General features: G+C 73.5%; 17 protein-coding genes. 10 read left to right on the forward strand and 7 right to left on the reverse strand.

The features are described from left to right. Positions 1-109 precede the first annotated feature (109 nt). Complete coding sequence (locus FE634_RS16220) at positions 110-403, forward strand: hypothetical protein (RefSeq protein ID WP_137294317.1); 294 nt, start codon at positions 110-112, stop codon at positions 401-403. Here FE634_RS16220 and FE634_RS16225 read toward each other — a convergent pair. Further along, on the reverse strand, positions 393-1,778 hold the full coding sequence (locus FE634_RS16225) for an NAD(P)-binding protein (protein WP_138876492.1): 1,386 nt from the start codon (positions 1,776-1,778) through the stop codon (positions 393-395). The genes FE634_RS16220 and FE634_RS16225 overlap by 11 nt on opposite strands. 49 nt (positions 1,779-1,827) lie before the next feature. Further along, positions 1,828-3,012: an ROK family transcriptional regulator gene (locus tag FE634_RS16230; protein ID WP_262347456.1), complete on the reverse strand. Its 1,185-nt coding sequence runs from the start codon at positions 3,010-3,012 to the stop codon at positions 1,828-1,830. 90 nt (positions 3,013-3,102) lie between these two features. Here FE634_RS16230 and zwf point away from each other — a divergent pair, with 90 nt between their 5' ends. Genes zwf through eda form a run of 3 tightly spaced genes read left to right on the forward strand, consistent with a single transcriptional unit; the run spans position 3,103 to position 7,155 of the window. Continuing rightward, the gene (gene zwf / locus FE634_RS16235) at positions 3,103-4,593 is read left to right on the forward strand and encodes a glucose-6-phosphate dehydrogenase (protein WP_246060776.1); all 1,491 of its coding nucleotides are present in this window, start codon (positions 3,103-3,105) and stop codon (positions 4,591-4,593) included. Next, positions 4,590-6,527 carry a phosphogluconate dehydratase gene (gene edd, locus FE634_RS16240; RefSeq protein WP_148240772.1) on the forward strand — a complete coding sequence of 646 codons (1,938 nt, stop codon included), beginning with the start codon at positions 4,590-4,592 and terminating at the stop codon, positions 6,525-6,527. Before zwf ends, edd begins: the two co-directional genes overlap by 4 nt. Then, positions 6,511-7,155 (forward strand): bifunctional 4-hydroxy-2-oxoglutarate aldolase/2-dehydro-3-deoxy-phosphogluconate aldolase, encoded by a 645-nt coding sequence (eda, locus tag FE634_RS16245; RefSeq protein ID WP_137294320.1) that lies wholly within the window; start codon positions 6,511-6,513, stop codon positions 7,153-7,155. Before edd ends, eda begins: the two co-directional genes overlap by 17 nt. Positions 7,156-7,252: 97 nt before the next feature. On the opposite strand, the gene FE634_RS16250 is transcribed toward eda, so the two are convergent. The 5 genes from FE634_RS16250 to FE634_RS16270 form a co-directional block, all read right to left on the reverse strand. Further along, on the reverse strand, positions 7,253-8,752 hold the full coding sequence (locus FE634_RS16250; protein ID WP_138876494.1) for an NAD-dependent succinate-semialdehyde dehydrogenase: 1,500 nt from the start codon (positions 8,750-8,752) through the stop codon (positions 7,253-7,255). 101 nt (positions 8,753-8,853) lie between these two features. Then, the gene (locus FE634_RS16255) at positions 8,854-9,525 is read right to left on the reverse strand and encodes a GntR family transcriptional regulator (RefSeq protein WP_138876495.1); all 672 of its coding nucleotides are present in this window, start codon (positions 9,523-9,525) and stop codon (positions 8,854-8,856) included. A gap of 47 nt (positions 9,526-9,572) precedes the next feature. Continuing rightward, positions 9,573-10,070 carry a flavin reductase family protein gene (locus FE634_RS16260; protein WP_222847601.1) on the reverse strand — a complete coding sequence of 166 codons (498 nt, stop codon included), beginning with the start codon at positions 10,068-10,070 and terminating at the stop codon, positions 9,573-9,575. Continuing rightward, complete coding sequence (locus FE634_RS16265) at positions 10,067-10,522, reverse strand: ester cyclase (RefSeq protein WP_138876496.1); 456 nt, start codon at positions 10,520-10,522, stop codon at positions 10,067-10,069. Before FE634_RS16265 ends, FE634_RS16260 begins: the two co-directional genes overlap by 4 nt. 44 nt (positions 10,523-10,566) lie before the next feature. Then, the gene (locus FE634_RS16270) at positions 10,567-12,252 is read right to left on the reverse strand and encodes a BCCT family transporter (RefSeq protein ID WP_148240773.1); all 1,686 of its coding nucleotides are present in this window, start codon (positions 12,250-12,252) and stop codon (positions 10,567-10,569) included. A gap of 324 nt (positions 12,253-12,576) precedes the next feature. Between FE634_RS16270 and FE634_RS16275 the strand changes: the two genes are divergently transcribed. The 6 genes from FE634_RS16275 to FE634_RS16300 are packed head-to-tail and all read left to right on the forward strand — an operon-like array spanning position 12,577 to position 17,332. After that, the gene (locus tag FE634_RS16275; protein ID WP_138876497.1) at positions 12,577-13,224 is read left to right on the forward strand and encodes an amino acid synthesis family protein; all 648 of its coding nucleotides are present in this window, start codon (positions 12,577-12,579) and stop codon (positions 13,222-13,224) included. A 46-nt stretch (positions 13,225-13,270) separates the two neighbouring features. Continuing rightward, positions 13,271-13,822, forward strand: coding sequence for an amino acid synthesis family protein (locus FE634_RS16280; RefSeq protein ID WP_148240774.1), 552 nt, complete (start codon positions 13,271-13,273; stop codon positions 13,820-13,822). 7 nt (positions 13,823-13,829) lie between these two features. Beyond that, positions 13,830-14,567: an alpha/beta fold hydrolase gene (locus FE634_RS16285; RefSeq protein ID WP_148240775.1), complete on the forward strand. Its 738-nt coding sequence runs from the start codon at positions 13,830-13,832 to the stop codon at positions 14,565-14,567. Beyond that, positions 14,560-16,080, forward strand: coding sequence for an aldehyde dehydrogenase (locus tag FE634_RS16290; RefSeq protein ID WP_138876499.1), 1,521 nt, complete (start codon positions 14,560-14,562; stop codon positions 16,078-16,080). The genes FE634_RS16285 and FE634_RS16290 overlap by 8 nt, the downstream gene beginning before the upstream one ends. Continuing rightward, on the forward strand, positions 16,080-16,292 hold the full coding sequence (locus FE634_RS16295) for a tautomerase family protein (RefSeq protein ID WP_138876500.1): 213 nt from the start codon (positions 16,080-16,082) through the stop codon (positions 16,290-16,292). The genes FE634_RS16290 and FE634_RS16295 overlap by 1 nt, the downstream gene beginning before the upstream one ends. Then, positions 16,289-17,332: an LLM class flavin-dependent oxidoreductase gene (locus FE634_RS16300; protein ID WP_138876501.1), complete on the forward strand. Its 1,044-nt coding sequence runs from the start codon at positions 16,289-16,291 to the stop codon at positions 17,330-17,332. Before FE634_RS16295 ends, FE634_RS16300 begins: the two co-directional genes overlap by 4 nt. The last annotated feature ends 100 nt before the right edge of the window (positions 17,333-17,432 follow it).

Genomic DNA, 17,432 nt, shown 5'->3' on the forward strand with positions numbered 1-17,432 from the left:
ATCGGCGTCGCCCAGCCCTGGTTGAACCGTAAACCACCTCCCCCGGCGCTGTCACCCCGTCACACCGCGGCGCCGGCCCGAAGGCGGCCGGCGCGGCTAGCCTCGCCCCATGACGGACGAGGCGACGGGCAAGGCGGTCGACGCCGCACTGGTCCCGATCGTGGCGTCGCTGGGTCCGTGGGGCGTCGAGGAGGCGCACTGGCTGCCCGACCGGCAGGGCGCCCCGGTCATCTGGCTGCGGGTCCGGCGCCGGGCGCAGGCCGACGCCCTGCGCCGGCAGGTCTGGTTGCTGCCGCAGGTGCAGGTGACCCTGACTCGGCTCGGCGTCGGGCACGACGTCGTGTGGAACCTGCGCGTCGAGATCTCCTCCGCCGAGGCCGAGGCCGAGCTGTTCAGGGAGTGAGGCCGGCGAGCGCGGCCAGGCGGGCCAGGCCGCGCGGCGCGTGGGCACCGATCCGCTCCTGCACCGCCACGACCTCGGCGGAGCCGCTCAGGCCCGGCGGCACGCGAGCCGGGTTGAGCGCGACCGAGTCGGCCCACTCCCGGATGTCGGGCTCGGCGCCGAACGACGCGGCGCCGCGCATGCCGAGGACGTTCATCTCGGCCCAGTCGGCCAGGGAGTCGCCGTACGACGTCGGCGGGCAGAGCCGGTTCTTCTCCTCGTCGTCGCCCCGGGTCGCCTCCACGTAGCCCACCAGCGCGGCCCCGAAGCACGGGAAGCCGGCCCGGACCGGCTGCGGCGTGATCGTGCCCGGACCCCAGATCGGCACCCGCGGTGGACGGCGGAGCCCGTCGGCGGCGCAGTCGACGACGAGGGCGTCGGGGCGGATCGCGACCGTGCCCCCGCGCAGGTCGAGCCGGCCGTGGCCGACGGCGTCGACGTGCCCGAGCCGGACGACGTCCTCGATGGTCCGGAGCCGCTCCAGCTCCCAGAGCCCGAGGGTCGGCGCCTTGGCCATGGTCGGCTCGACCGACGGGTCGAGGCGCAGCATGATGCCGGCGTCCTCGAGGGCGTGGAACAGCCCGGGGAGGGACGTCGCCTCCCCCGCCGCGCGCAGGAGGTCGGCGACCATCGCGAGGTAGACGGTGGGATCGGGCTGGACCACGGCCCGGTTGAGCATCCAGGGGTCGCGCGGGCGGACCCAGCAGATCCGGTCGGGGTCGGTCCCGGAGGCCAGCAGCCGGATGCAGGCGTCGGTGGCGGTCTTGCCCGAGCCCACGACGACGTGCTGGCCCGGCGGCTCGCGCTCGAGGGCGGCGTCGAGGTCGTTGACCGGCACCACGCGGACGCCGTCCTCGACGGCGAACCGGCGCGGCGACTCGGCGGGGATGTCGGGCGCGAGGTAGCGCGCGTCGACGACGCGGCACCGCTCCGGCACCTCGAACCGCTCCCCGGTGTCGAGCGAGGTGAAGGTCCGGTCGCCGCGGTACTCGCAGCCGCTGAAGAGCTCGACGCGGCCCGAGGCCAGCAGCCGCTCCTCCAGCACGCGGTCGTAGTAGGCGCAGATGGAATCGCGGTCGGCGCGCTCGTGCAGCCCCGCCTCCGGACCCTCCTGCTGGATGCCGCCGCCGAGCACGGTCGAGGCGACGCCGTAGAAGCTCGAGGCCTGGTGCAGCTGCACGAACGAGTACGCCGCGCGCCAGTGCCCGCCGACCCCGGGCCGCCGGTCGAGGATCGCGACGCGGACGTCGGCGTGGTCGACCAGGGCGTCGGTGAAGGCCATCCCGGTGGCCCCGGCACCGACGACGAGGTAGTCGACCTCCACCCGCCTCGTCACGCGGCCCAGCAGATCACTCGCGCGGCCCGGCGTCCACCGCGGCGCGCGGTCACCGGGAGGCGGAGGCCTCCCGCTCGAGGATCCGGGTGTCGACGGCGGCCGGGCTGAGCACCTGGTCGAGCACCATCGCCGCGCAGCCGACGAGGCCGGCACGGTCCCCGAACGTCGAGGACAGGAACTGCAGGTCGCGGGTGGCCAGCGCCGAGGCGCGGGCGTAGACGCTCTCCCGGACGCCGGCGGCGTAGACCTCGAAGGCGGCGGACATGTCGCCGCCGATCACCACGGCGTGCGGGTTGAGCAGGTTGATCGCGACCGCCAGCACCTCGCCCAGGCTGCGCCCGGCCTCGCGCAGGTGGTGCTTGGCCTCGGCGTCGCCCCCGACGGCGCGGGCGACGACGTCGCGGACGTGCCCGATCCGGTGCCCCTGGGCCTGCAGCTCGGCGACCAGCGCCCAGCCGCCCGCGATGGTCTCGAGGCAGCCGACGTCGCCGCACCGGCACGGCCGGCCCTCGGCCGCGTGGACCTTCGTGTGGCCGATCTCGCCGGCGGCGCCGAGGTGGCCCGGCACGACCCGTCCCTCCGAGACGATGCCCAGGCCGAGGCCGGTCGAGGCCTTGACGACGAGGAGGTCGCGGTAGGTCGCGGCGTGCCCGAGACCCTCGGAGCGGGCCAGCACGTCGGCGTCGTTCGCGACGAACGTCGGGCCAGGCTCGACGTCGGCGAGGAACGCCCCGAGGTCGACGCGGTCCCAGCCGGTCATCGCCGGCGAGTCGATGCTGACGCCGAGCACCGGGTCGACGGTGCCGGGCAGGCTGATGCCGGTGCCGAGCACCGGGGGCCGTCCGCGGTGCCCGCCCGGGAGGTCGGCGAGCAGTCCGGTGAGCTGGGTGGCGACGTCGGGCATGACGACGTCCGGCGGCGCACCGACCTCGTGCTCGACCGAGGAGGAGCGCAGCTCGTGCCCGGCGAGGTCGAAGAGCGCGAGCTGGGAGCGGGAGCGGCCGATCGCGGCGGTCAGGACGACGCCCGCGCGGGCGTCGAGACCGATCCCGCCGGCAGGCCGGCCGCCGGTCGAGGCGAGCTCGTCGCCGGCCAGGACGAGTCCCAGGTCCTCGAGCGCCGCGAGCCGGGCGGTCACGGCCGTGCGCGAGAGCCCCGTGAGCCGGACGAGGTCGGAGCGACTGCTCGCCCGCCCCTGGCGGACCAGCTGGAGCATGTCACCGGCGGTAGTCACCTCCTCATCCTAGGCAACAGTTCCTGACTTTTGTATTAACAGAACCAAAGTTCGTTTGCGGAGTGCAGACATCGGATCTACCGTGGTCGAGTGACTCAACCCGCCTTCGGACTCCCCGACGCGATGCCGGCCTGCGACTTCACCGTCATCGGCGCCACCGGTGACCTGGCGCTGCGCAAGCTCGTACCCGCCCTCTACCGCCGCGAGGCCGAGAACCAGCTGCAGCCCAGCTCCCGGATCATCGGCGTCTCCCGCTCCGAGCTCGACGACGACGGCTACCGCGCCGAGGTCGCGCAGGCGCTGCGCGAGCACATCGGCGCCGACCTCGACGTCGTCGTCGCCACGCGCCTGCTCGACCGGATCAGCCACCTGACCCTCGACGGTGCCGACCCCGAGGGGTGGCACCTCCTGCACAACCACCTCAAGGTCGGCGACCCCGCGGCCGTCCGGGTCTTCTACCTCGCCGTCGCGCCGGCCCTGTTCGGCCCGATCTGCCACCGCCTCGACGAGATCGGCGTCGTCGACCCGACCGCGCGCGTCGTGCTCGAGAAGCCGATCGGCCGCGACATCGACTCGGCCCGCGCCATCAACGACGCGGTCGGCGAGGTCTTCGACGAGGCCCAGATCTTCCGCATCGACCACTACCTCGGCAAGGAGAGCGTCCAGAACCTCCTGGTCACCCGCTTCGCCAACACCTTCCTCGAGCCGCTCTGGAACTCCCACTGGGTCGACCACGTGCAGATCACCGTCGCCGAGACGCTCGGGGTCGGCGAGCGCGGCGACTACTACGACACCTCCGGCGCGCTGCGCGACATGGTGCAGAACCACCTGCTCCAGCTGCTCTGCCTGGTCGCGATGGAGCCGCCGACCTACGTCGGGCGCGAGACCGTGCGCGACGAGAAGCTCAAGGTGCTCCAGGCGCTCAAGCCGATGACGCCGGCCGACGTCGACCGCGACACCGTGCGCGGTCGCTACGGCCAGGGCCTGGTCGACGGCGTCGCGGTGCCGTCGTACACCGAGGACCTCGGCCGCCCCGGCAGCGCGGCAGAGACGTTCGTGGCCATCCGCACCGAGGTGCAGAACTGGCGCTGGGCCGGCGTCCCGTTCTACCTGCGCACCGGCAAGCGGCTCGACCGCAAGCTGTCGGAGATCGTCGTGGTCTTCAAGGAGCCGCCGCACTCGATGTTCCCGCACCACGAGGGCGTGCAGACCGCGAACCGGCTGCACATCCAGGTGCAGCCCGACGAGGGCATGCAGCTGCACATGACCGCCAAGGAGCCCGGCCCCGGTGGCATCCGGCTGCGGCCGGTCTCGCTCGACCTGAGCTACGCGACGGCCTTCGACGCCCGGATGCCCGACGCCTACGAGCGCCTGCTGATGGACGTCGTCCGCGGCAACCCGACCCTGTTCATGCGTCGCGACGAGGTCGAGGCCGCCTGGACCTGGGTCGAGCCCATCCTCCAGCGGTGGGCGGTCACCGCCGACCGCCCCAAGCGCTACCCGGCCGGCACCAGCGGGCCGATCGCCGCCACCACGCTCCTCGAGCGGGACGGCCGGACCTGGCAGGAGCTCCCCGAATGACCACCACCCCGTCCGGCCCGACCGGCCCGACCGGCCCGACCGGCCCGCCCCAGCAGCTGCACCCCGTCGTCGCCGCGGTCACCGACCGCCTCGTCGAGCGCAGCGCCGGCACCCGGGCGGCCTACCTCGCGCAGATCCGCGCCGCCGCCTCGACCGGGCCGGCCCGTGGCCAGCTCGGCTGCGCCAACCTCGCCCACGGCTTCGCCGCCTCCGAGCCGTCGGAGAAGGTCGCGCTGCGCGGCCGGGTCAAGCCCAACCTGGCGATCGTGACGAGCTACAACGACATGCTCTCCGCGCACCAGCCCTACGTCGACTACCCGCCGGTGCTGAAGAGGGCCGCGATCCGCGCCGGCGGCCTCGCGCAGGTCGCGGGCGGCGTCCCGGCCATGTGCGACGGGATCACCCAGGGCCGCGCCGGCATGCAGCTCTCCCTCTTCAGCCGCGACGTCATCGCGATGTCGGCGGCGATCGGGCTGTCGCACGACATGTTCGACGGCGCCCTCATGCTCGGCGTGTGCGACAAGATCGTGCCGGGCCTGCTCATCGGCGCCCTGGCCTTCGGCCACCTGCCGACGGTGTTCGTGCCGGCCGGTCCGATGGCCTCGGGCCTGCCCAACGGCGAGAAGGCGCGGGTGCGCCAGCTGCACGCCGAGGGCAAGGTCGGCCGCGAGGAGCTGCTCGAGGCGGAGGCCGCCTCCTACCACTCCCGGGGCACCTGCACCTTCTACGGCACCGCGAACTCCAACCAGCTGCTCATGGAGGTGCTCGGCCTGCACCTGCCGGGCTCGTCGTTCGTGAACCCCGGCACGCCCCTGCGCGAGGCCCTCACCCGCGCCGCCGCCGAGCGCGCCGTCGCCATCACCCACCAGGGCGCCGCCCACCACGGCGGCGAGGCGATCCCGGTCGGCGAGGTCGTCGACGAGAAGGCCGTCGTCAACGCCTGCGTCGCCCTGCTGGCCAGCGGCGGCTCGACGAACCACACGATGCACCTCGTCGCGATGGCCCGCGCGGCCGGCGTCCAGCTCACCTGGGACGACCTCTCCGACCTGTCGGCGGTCGTGCCGTCGCTGTGCCGGATCTACCCCAACGGCACCGCCGACGTGAACCACTTCCACGCCGCCGGCGGCATCGGCTTCCTGATCCGGACCCTGCTCGAGGCCGGCCTGGTGCACGACGACGTGCTCACCGTGATGGGGCGCGGCCTGCACCGCTACACCCAGGAGCCGGTCCTCGACGGCGACGTCCTGACCTGGCGCGAGGGGCCCGAGCAGAGCCTCGACCTCGACGTGCTGCGCCCGGCGACGGCGCCGTTCGGCCCGGACGGCGGCCTCAAGGTCCTGCGCGGACCGCTCGGCACGGCGGTCATCAAGACCTCCGCCGTCAAGCCCGAGCACCGCCTGGTCTCGGCGCCCGCGCTGGTCTTCGACGACCAGGACGACTTCCTCGTCGCCTTCGCCGAGGGGCGCCTCGACGGCCGCGACCTCGTCGCGGTGATCCGCTACCAGGGGCCCGCGGCCAACGGGATGCCCGAGCTGCACAAGCTCACGCCCGCGCTCGGCGTCCTGCAGGACCGCGGCCAGCGCGTCGCGATCGTCACCGACGGCCGGATGTCCGGGGCCTCCGGCAAGGTGCCGGCCGCCATCCACGTGACGCCGGAGGCCGCCCTGGGCGGTCCGCTGTCGCGGGTCCGCGACGGCGACCTGGTCACCGTCGACGCCGAGGCCGGCGTCCTCGACCTGGTCGGCGTCGACCTGCGGCACCGCGAGCCGGCCGTGCGCCCGGCCACGGACGCCGACGCCTCCGGGACCGGTCGCGAGCTCTTCGCGGCGTTCCGCGCCACCGTCGGCCCGGCCGACGCCGGCGCCAGCGTCTTCCCCCTCCACCACGCCCCCTCCACCGACCCCGCCGAGGTGCCCGTTGTCCAGCACGCCTGAGTCGTCCCCCGCCCTGAGCTCCGTGCTCGACGTCGTCCCGGTGATGCCGGTCGTCGTCGTCAAGCGGGTCGAGGACGCCGTCCCGATCGCCCGGGCCCTGGTCGCCGGCGGCTTGCCGGCGATCGAGCTGACCCTGCGGACGCCGGTCGCGCTCGACGCGATCGCCGCCATCGCCGCGGAGGTGCCGGAGATCCTCGTCGGCGCCGGCACCATCGTCACGCCCGGCCAGGCGAAGGAGGCCGCCGACGCCGGCGCCCGCTTCCTCGTCTCCCCCGGCGCGACGCCGACGCTGCTGGCCGCCATGGCCGGCACCGGGCTGCCGTTCCTGCCCGGCACCAGCACGGTCTCCGAGGCGCTCGCCGTCCTCGAGACGGGCGTCACCGAGATGAAGTTCTTCCCGGCCGAGGCCTCCGGCGGCGCGGCCTACCTGTCCTCGATCGCCTCGCCGGTGCCCGCCGCCCGGTTCTGCCCGACCGGCGGCATCACCGCCGCCACCGCGCCGTCGTACCTGGCGCTCCCGAACGTCGGCTGCGTCGGCGGCTCCTGGCTCACCCCCGCCGCCCTCGTGGACAGCGGCGACTGGGCCGCGATCGAGACCCTCGCCCGCGAGGCCGCCGCCCTCCGCTGACCCGTCGCTGATCACTGACGGCTCACCGCTCACCCGTCGCTGATCACTGACGGGTCACCGCCGACCCGTCGCTGACCCGTCGCTGATCAGCGACGGGTCAGCGTCGGTCGGGCCAGTCGACGCTGAGGAACTGCGTCTCCTGGAACTCCCGCAGCCCGTCGCGGGCGCCCTCGCGCCCCAGGCCGCTCTGCTTGACGCCGCCGAACGGCGCCGACGGGTCGGAGACGACCCCCCGGTTGACGCCGACCATGCCGGCCTCGAGCGCCTCGCCGATGCCGATGGCGGTCCGGACGTCGCCGGCGTACACGTAGGCGGCCAGGCCGTGCTCGGAGGCGTTGGCCAGGGCGACCACGTCGTCGGTGTCGCTCCAGGTCACCACCGGGGCGACCGGGCCGAAGACCTCCTCGGCGACGACGCGGGCCCCGGGTGCCACCCGGTCGAGCACCACCGGCGCCACGAAGTGCCCGGTCAGGCCGTCGGGCACGCTCGCGCGGTGCGCGACCCGTGCGCCGTCGGCGACGGCGGCCTCGACGAGCCCCTCGATCCGGGCGGCCTGGGCGGCGGTGATCATCGGGCCGACGTCGACGCGGCCCGGACCGTGGGCCGGACCGACGCGCATCCCCTCCACCGCGGCGCCGAGCAGCGCGGTGAACTCGGCCGCGACCCGCTCGTGCACGAGGAAGCGGTTGGCCGCGGTGCAGGCCTGTCCCCCGTTGCGGAACTTCGCGTGCAGCGCCCCGTGGACGGCGGCCTCGACGTCGGCGTCCGCGGTCACGACGAACGGCGCGTTGCCCCCGAGCTCCATCGAGGAGGTGACGACCCGGTCGGCGGCCTGGCGCAGCAGCAGCTTGCCGATCCGCGTCGAGCCGGTGAAGGAGACGGCACGGACGCGGTCGTCGGCGAGCCAGGTCGAGACGACGTCGCCGGCCGCCGTGGTCGGGACGACGTTGACCAGGCCGTCGGGCGCGCCGGCCTCGGCGAGCAGCCGGGCCAGGGCGAGGGCGGTCAGCGGCGTCTCCTCGGCCGGCTTGACGACGACGCTGCAGCCCGCGGCCAGCGCCGGCGCGACCTTGCGGGTGATCATCGCGGCCGGGAAGTTCCACGGCGTCACCAGCGCGGCGACGCCGGCCGGGTGGTGGGTGACGATCGAGCGGGTGCCGCCGCCCGGCGACTCGCCCCACGAGCCGTCGGTGCGCACCGCCTCCTCGGCGTACCAGCGGAAGAACTCCGCGGCGTAGGTCACCTCGGCCCGCGCGTCGGCCTCCGGCTTGCCGTTCTCCGACATCAGCAGCCAGGCGAGCCGGTCGGCGTCGCGCAGCATCAGCTCACGAGCCCGCGACAGCACCTCCGACCGGGCGCGCGGCGACGTGCGACGCCAGCCGCGACCGGCCTCGACGGCGGCGTCGACGGCCGCGGTCGCCTCGGCGGCACCGCCGTCGGCGACGCGGGCCAGCTCGAGCCCGGTGGCCGGGTCGTCGACGACGAAGCTGGCGCCGGTCGAGCGCCACTCGCCGCCGACCAGGACGCCGCGCTCGGGCTCGAGGTCACCCAGGTTTCCCGGGTCGGCGGGGGCGGGCGGGTGGGTGGTGAGGCTCATGGTCGGGGTCCTTCGGGAGGAGGGCGGGGACGCGCCGCCCGCCCCCGCCGCGGCAGGACCGGCGGTGGTGGGCAGGAGCGGCTGGGAGCGGCTGGAGCGGCTCAGGTGCCGAGGTCGAGGCCGGCGAGGAGGGCGGACCGGCTGGCGCGCACGTGCTCGCGCATCACCCGCTCGGCGCTGTCGCCGTCCTTGGCCAGGATCAGGTCGAGCACGACGTGGTGCTCGCGCTCGGACTGCATCGCGCGGCCGGGCTGGTCGAGCGACGTCGTCACCAGCCGCGAGTAGGCCAGCTGGTTCATCAGGGTGCGGTAGTGCGCCTCGAGCTTGGTGTTGTCGGCGCCGGTGATGAGGAGGTCGTGGAACTCCTCGACCAGCTCGGCGTAGCGCAGCCGGTCGTCGCGGGCGACGGCCTGGTCGGCCTGGCGCAGGTTCTCCTCCAGGGCCTCGACCTCCGGCACCCGGCCGCGCTGGGCGAGCAGCCGCGCCGCGGCGCCCTCGAGGAGCTCCTTCATCTGGAACAGCTCGGTGATGTCGCGCCGCGACGGCGCCGAGACGAACGTCCCGACCCGGGGCCGGATCTGCACCAGGCCCTCGGTCTGCAGCTGCTTGAACGCCTCGCGCACCGGCGTCCGGCTCACCCCGAGCTCCTCGGCGAGGGCGAGCTCGGACAACAGCGTGCCCGAGGCGGCCTCGCCGGAGATGATCCGGCGCCGCATCTCGGCGATCACGCGCGCCTGGATGCTGCCGTTGGGCACCGGGGGTGCGGAGCTCATCGGTCCTCCAGGACGTCGGTCGGGCGGTCGGGCGGTCGGGCGGACAGTCAGGCTAGGGGTGTCAGGTCCTGTGAGTCGAAGAACCGTCCCGCGCTGTAGATGACCGGGGGCTCCTCGCCGACCGCGGCGTCCACGACCCGGCAGACGAACACCGTGTGGGTGCTGGCCTGCAGCCGCTCGCGGATCTCGACCTCCATGTGCGCGCTGCTGCGCGCCAGGATCGGGCTGCCGTGCACGCCGGGGGTCCAGTCGACGCCCTCGAACTTGTCCTCGGTCTTCGACGACAGCTTGCCCATCGCCGCCATCTGCGCGGTCGAGGCGATGTTGATGGCCAGGTGGGTGGCGCGGAACAGGCAGTCGTGGGTCGACGACGAGCGCTGCACGCAGACCATCACGGTCGGCGGGTCGAGGGAGATGTTGGCGAAGGCGTTGACCGCGAGCCCGCGCGGGACGCCGTCGTCCATCGTCGTGACCAGGGTGACCCCGGTGACGAAGCAGCGGTTGACGGCCTTGAGGAGGTCGGCGTCGGGCCGGGCGGCGCTCACTGGTCGCTCCCGAGGGTGATGATGCCGAGCGCGGTGAGCAGGGCGCGCGGGTCCCACGTCACCTGCTCCTCCACGATCAGCCCGTCGGGGCCGAAGTGCGCGAACGTCGCGCCCGCGACCTCGACCGTGCGCCGGGTGGGCGGCACCCCGAGGAAGGAGTGCTGGTGGGTGCCGACGCTGCGCCAGCGCACCGCGGCCCGGTCGCCCTCGACCACGATCTCGTCGATGTGGGTCACCAGGTCGGGGAACGCCGCCCGGGTGGTGGTGATGGTCGCCTTGAAGGCCTCGAGGGTCAGGCCCTCGTCGGTGGTCGAGCTCCGGCGCCGGTACCCGGGCGCGTGGAGCGCGTCGAGGGCGGCGACGTCGCCGTCGTCCCAGGCCGCCGACCAGGCCGCCTCGATCCGGCGGCGGCGCTCGTCGGCCGACGAAGCGTGCGGTGCGGTGGTGGACATCCGGTCCTCCTCCTCGTGGTGGTGGGGGTGGTGGTGGTGGTGCGTCAGGGTCGCGACTCGGCGCGCAGGGCGGCCAGCAGGGCCCGGTCGCGCTCGTCGGCCTCGGCCTGGGCGACGCGGCGGTCGAGCACGAGCTCGCGCCAGAACGAGACGGCCAGGCCGGCGATGATGACGAGGAACGGCGCCGAGGTGACGATCACCGTGTTCTGCAGGGCGTTCAGCCCGCCGGCGAGCATGAGGACGACGGCGGTGACGCCGGTCAGCACGCCCCACATCACCAGGATCCAGCGCCGCGGGTTGAGCGACCCGCCGGAGGTCATCATGGCCAGCACGTAGGTGTTGGCGTCGGCCCCGGAGACGAAGAACATCACGACGAGGATGATCGCGACGGCCGAGGTGACGGTCGAGAGCGGGAAGTAGTCGAGGGTGGCGAAGAAGGCGCTGTTGATGTCGGTCGCGGTCTGCTCGCCGATCGTGCCGCCCTGGAACAGGTCGACGTGGATGGCGGTGCCGCCGAAGACGGTGAACCAGGTGAAGAAGACCACCGACGGCACGACGAGGACGCCCATGATGAAGCCGCGGATCGTGCGGCCCTTGGAGATGCGGGCGAGGAAGACGCCGACGAAGGCGCCCCACGAGACCCACCAGGCGAGCATGAAGTAGGTCCACCACTGCATCCACTCGAGCCCGCCGAACGCGGTGCCCTGCAGGCTCATCCGGAAGAAGTCCGTGGACCAGGTGCCGACCGACTCGATGTAGAGGTTGGCGATGAAGACCGTCGGGCCCACCACGAGCATGAAGACGAACAGGGCGATCGCGAGGCCGGCGCTGCCCTGGCTCAGGTACTTGATGCCCTTGCTGACGCCGGTGACGGCCGACATCGTGAAGATCGCGGTCACCACGGCGATGATCAGCACCTGGCTGAGGTTGTCGACCGGCATGCCGAACAGCGAGGCGGCGCCGTTGTTGACCTGGAGCGCGCCCAGCCCCAGCGAGGTCGTCGTCCCGAAGAGGGTGGCGAAGACGGCCAGGACGTCGATCGTCTTGCCGATCGGACCGTTGACCCGGTCGCCCAGGAGCGGCCGGAAGAGCTGGCTGACCAGGACCGGGCGGCCCTTGCGGTGGGTGGAGTAGGCGATGGCGAGCCCGAAGACGGCGAAGATCGCCCAGGCGTGCAGGCCCCAGTCGAAGTAGCTGTACTGCATCGCGCGCACCGCGGCCTCCGGCGTCCCGGACTCGGCGAGCCCGTGCGGCGGCGTCCCGAAGTGCGAGATCGGCTCGGCGACGCCGTAGGAGACCAGCCCGATGCCCATCACCGCGCTGAGGATCATCGCGAACCAGGACAGGGTGCTGAACTCGGGCCGGTCGGTGTCCTTGCCGAGCCGAATCTCGCCGTAGGGGCTGAAGGCGAGGAAGACCAGGAAGACCAGGATCCCGAGGGTGATCACGAGGTAGGCCCAGCCGAAGCTGGAGGTGAGCCAGCCGAGCGACTCGTTGGTGACCTTGTTGAGGTTGTCGGTGAAGAGCACCGCCCAGCCCACGAACAGGGCGCACACGGTCACCGACGCCCCGAAGACGACACCGAGCCGGCCCCGGTCGTGCTCGGGGTCGACCACGGCGGCGGTGGTGGCATCGGTCGTGGACGGCGGCGGGGCGTCGTCGGGCGACGGCGCCGCGGGAGGCGTCGAGGAGGCGGGAGCGGCGGACCGCTCGCCGAGGTGGCTGGACATGGGACTCCCTGCACGTTCGGGCCGCTGGAGTGCGACTGGTATGCAACAGAACGTACGGACGGGTGTGACGTGCGTCAACCCCCCGGGCCGACAAATGTGACGGTCGCCACCGAGCAGGGTCGACGGGCCGCGCGCCTCCCTTCTGGACCTCTCACCTGTTACCGCAGGTCACGGGCGTCTATCGCGCGATTCGGTCGAGGAAACCCCTCCCCAGCCCCTCCTCTACGTCCCGCACGCCCGGTTTCGGACCCGACAGGGTTGACTGCCATACAACAGCCGCGTACGGTCCTGATGTATGCAAGACAACCGAGAGGGCGATGACTGATGACGCTGGACCTCCAGCCGGTCCCCACGCCGGCGCCGGCGGCGGCAGCGGGCGGGCGTGACCGCACCCCGTGGCTGCGCCGCACGACCGTCTACCGCGAGCTCGTGCTGCTCGAGAACGGCACCGCTCCGGCCCGCCCTGCGCTGCGCGCGACCGCGGCCGCCGTGGTGCGCAACCCCTGGGTCGGCACCGGTGCGGACCAGGACCTCGCCGCCGCGGTCGAGGAGATCGCACCGGTGCTCGCCCGCGAGCTCACCGACCGGCTCATCGACTGCCTCGGCGGGGTGGACGCCATCGAGGCGTTCGGCAAGGCTGCCCTGGTGGGCAGCGCCGGCGAGCTCGAGCACGCCGCCGCCCTCATCCACACGCCGTACTTCGGCAACCTGGTGCGCGAGTTCCTGGGCGGTGAGTCGATCATCTGCTTCGCCGACACCCGCGCCGAGGCCGGCGAGACGCTGGTCGTCCCCCTGTGGCACAAGACCCACGCGGCGACCCGCAGCCACTACCAGACCATCACCACGCGGGTCTCCGACGCGCCCCGCGCCGACGAGCTCGTCGTGGTGGCGGCCGCGTCCACCGGACCGCGCCCGCACGCCCGCATCGGCGACCGGCGCACCGACCCGTCGGTCTCCGCCGCCCAGCACTGACCACCCCACCGTCACCACCGACCCCAGCCGAGAGGGCACCCACCCCATGGACATCCGCAAGATCGTCACCATCGTCGACGAGGTCCACACCGAGGGCGGCCGGGCCGTCACCCCCGCCGCCCGGATCGCGGTGGTCGCCGCCGTGATCGGCAACCCCTGGGCCGGCCAGGGCTTCGTGGAGGACCTCGCACCCGGCATCGACGCCCACGCCTCCAACCTCGGCAAGCTGCTCGCCCCGCTGGTGCTCGAGGCGCTCGGCGCGCCGGCCGAGGCCTACGGCAAGGCCGCGGTCGTCGGGCTCGACGGCGAGGTCGAGCACGGCTCGGCGCTCATCCACACGCTCAAGTTCGGCGACCACTTCCGCATCGCGGCGTCCGCGACGACGCTGCTGCCGGCCGTGGAGAAGCGCGGCCCGGCCGGCGTGCTCTTCGACATCCCGCTCAAGCACATCACCGACGCCACGATCCGCTCGCACCACCAGTCCTTCGAGGTCCGGGTGCCCGACGCGCCGCACGCCGGCGAGATCGTCGTCGCGCTGGCCGCCGCCGCGCAGGGCCGGCCGCAGCAGCGGTTGGCCGCGCTCGCCACGGAGCAGTGAGCGACCCGTGGGCCGCCCTCGACCGGTCGTCGTCCTCCTGCACGGGGTCGGCCTCGACCACACCGTGTGGGACCGCGTCGTCCCCCTGCTCGAGCCGACCCACGACGTCGTCACCCCGGACCTGCCCGGCCACGGGTCGGGCCCGCGGGTCCCGGACGACGTCGACCTGGCCGGTCTGGCCGACCTCACCGCTGCCTCGGTCCCCGAGGGCGCCCACCTGGTCGGCTTCTCCCTCGGCGCGCTCGTCGCCCAGCACCTCGCGGCCCACCGGCCCGGCCTCGTCTCGTCGCTGGTCAGCGTGAGCTCGGTCTGCCGGCGCACCGAGGCCGAGCGGGACGCCGTCCTGGCCCGGCTGGAGTCCGCGGGCGCCGACCACCCCGGCAGCGTCGAGGCCTCGCTCGAGCGCTGGTACGCCGGCACCGACGTCGGCCCCGACACCGTCGACCGGACCCGCCGGGTGCTGCTGGCCAACGACCTCGCGCAGTACCTCGCCTGCTACCGCGTCTTCGCGACCGGTGACGCCGAGGTCTCCCCCGTGCTGGGCCGGATCGCCGTGCCCGCCGTCGCCGTCACCGGCAGCGACGACCCGGGCTCGACCCCCGACATGACCCACCGCCTCGCGGCGGCCGTGCCGGGCTGCCGGGCCGAGGTCGTGCCCGGTGTGCGCCACATGCTGCCGGTCCAGGCCCCCCGGGCGCTGGCCACCATCGTCAACGAGATCGTCGGAGGACGGATCCATGCCTGAGCACACGACATCCCCCAGCGCGCCGTCGTCCCCGACCCGGCGCCACCACCACATCGGCGGCGAGCAGGTCGAGCCGGCGTCCGGCGCGTGGTTCGAGAGCCACAACCCCGCGACCCGCGCGACGCTGTACCTCGCCGCCCGCGGCGACGCCACCGACGTCGACCGGGCGGTGCGGGCCGCGCGCACGGCCTTCGAGGACCCTCGCTGGCGCGACCTCAGCCAGACCCGCCGGGGGCACCTGCTGCGCCGGCTCGGCGACCTCGTCGCCGAGAACGCCGACGAGCTGGCCCACACCGAGAGCCTCGACAACGGCAAGCTGCTGCGCGAGATGCGCGGCCAGCTGGCCTCGCTCCCGGAGTACTACTGGTACTACGCCGGGCTCGCCGACAAGATCCAGGGCGACGTCATCCCGACGTCGGACCGCACGGTGCTCAACTACACGATGCGCGAGCCGCTGGGCGTGGTCGGCGCCATCACGCCGTGGAACTCGCCGCTCACGCTCACCACCAGCAAGCTCGCGCCCGCGCTCTGCGCCGGCAACACGATGGTGATCAAGCCCTCGGAGCACACCTCGGCCTCGGTGCTCCGGCTGGCCGAGCTGGTCGAGGAGGCCGGCTTCCCGCCGGGCACCGTCAACGTCGTCACCGGCTTCGGCGCCGAGGCCGGCCAGGCCCTGGTCGACCACCCCGACCTGGCCAAGATCTCCTTCACCGGCAGCACCGGCACCGGCTCGCGGATCGCCGCCAACGTCGCCGCCCGCTTCCTCGGCTCGACGCTCGAGCTCGGCGGCAAGTCGCCCAACATCGTCTTCGGCGACGCCGACGTCGACAACGCCGCGATGGGCGTCGTCGCCGGGATCTTCGCCGCCGCCGGCCAGACCTGCATCGCCGGCAGCCGGGTCTTCGCGCACCGCTCGGTCTACGACGAGCTGCTCGAGAAGGTCGCCGCCCGCGCCCGCACGATCAAGATCGGCGACCCGCTGGACGCCGCCACCGAGCTCGGCCCGCTCGCCTTCGGCGACCAGCGCGACAAGGTGGCCGGCTACGTCGACCTCGGCCGCAGCGAGGGCGCCCGGGTGCTCACCGGCGGCCGCGCCTCCGACGGCGGCGGCCTGGGCGGCTACTTCTACGAGCCGACCGTGCTGGTCGACGTCGACAACGACATGCAGGTGGTGCGCGAGGAGATCTTCGGGCCGGTGGCCGCGGTGATGCCGTTCGACCACGAGGACGAGGTCGTCGCGCTGGCCAACGACACCGAGTACGGCCTGGCCGCCGGCGTCTGGACCCGCGACCTCGGCCGCGCGCACCGGATGGCGAACCGCCTCGACGCCGGCACCATCTGGGTCAACACCTACCGCGCGATGTCGCCGATGTCGCCGCGCCAGGGCTTCAAGAACAGCGGCGTCGGCGTCGAGCACGGCCAGGAGACGATCAAGGAGTACACCCGCCTCAAGAGCGTGTGGATCAACACCTCCTCCGAGCCGGTGGCCGACCCGTTCGTGATGCGGTCCTGATGCCGCTCGTCGACGTCACCCTCACCGAGGGCCGCGACCCCGCGCAGGTCCGCGCGCTGATCCACGCCCTGCACGCCGCCGTCCACGACACCGTGGGCGCGCGGCCCGAGCACATCCGAGTCATCGTCCGTGAGGTGCCACGCACCCACTGGGCCACCGGCGACGTCACCGTCGCCGAGATGCACACCACCGCCACGAAGGAGCAGAAGTGAAGTTCTCGTTGTTCGCCCACATGGAGCGCTGGGACGACTCGGTCAGCCACACCCAGCTGTTCGAGAACCTGGCCGAGCTCACCCTGATCGCCGAGGCCGGCGGCTTCAGCACGGTGTGGGTGGGCGAGCACCACTCGATGGAGTACACCGTCTCGCCGAGCCCGATGCCGATCCTGGCCAACCTCGCGGCCCGCACCTCGACGATCCGGCTCGGTGCCGGCACCATCATCGCCCCGTTCTGGCACCCGCTGCGGGCCGCCGGGGAGTGCGCGCTGCTCGACGTCATCAGCGGCGGGCGGATGGAGGTCGGCCTGGCGCGCGGCGCCTACCAGTTCGAGTTCGACCGGATGGCCGGCGGGCTGCCCGCCACCGAGGGCGGCAAGGCGCTGCGCGAGCTGGTGCCCGCCGTCCGGGCGCTGTGGCAGGGCGACTACGCCCACGACGGCGAGATCTGGCAGTTCCCGACGTCGACGAGCGTGCCGAAGCCGGTGCAGCAGCCGACGCCGCCGATGTGGATCGCGGCCCGCGACCCCGACTCCCACGACTTCGCCGTCCGCTCCGGCTGCAACGTCATGGTCACCCCGCTGATGAAGGGCGACGAGGAGGTCGAGGACCTGCACCGCAAGTTCCGGACCGCCTGCGAGGCGCACCCCGAGGTGCCCCGCCCGCGGCTGATGGTGCTGCGGCACACCCACGTGCACGCCGCCGACGACCCGGACGGCTGGCGTCCCGCCGCCGAGGGGATCAACCGGTTCTACCGCACCTTCGACGCCTGGTTCGGCAACAGGACGACGCCGGTCGACGGCTTCCTCGACCCCAGCCCCGAGTCGAAGTTCGCCGAGCGCCCCGAGTTCACCCCCGACTCGCTGCACCGCACCGCGATGATCGGCACTCCCGGCGAGGTCATCGACCGGCTGCGCCGCTACGAGGCCCTCGGCGTCGACGAGTACAGCTTCTGGGCCGACAACTCGCTCTCGCACGAGGAGAAGAAGGCCTCGCTCGAGCTGTTCGTCAACGAGGTCGTCCCGGCGTTCGCCTGACGCCGCCGTCACCGCCCGGACCGCCCGCCGACCCGTCGCTGATCACTGACGGGTCACCGCTCACCCGTCGCTGATCACTGACGGGTCACCGCTCACCCGT

Origin of the sequence: Nocardioides sp. S-1144, assembly GCF_005954645.2 — a bacterium.
In the GTDB taxonomy this organism is placed as follows: Bacteria; Actinomycetota; Actinomycetes; order Propionibacteriales; family Nocardioidaceae; genus Nocardioides; species Nocardioides dongxiaopingii.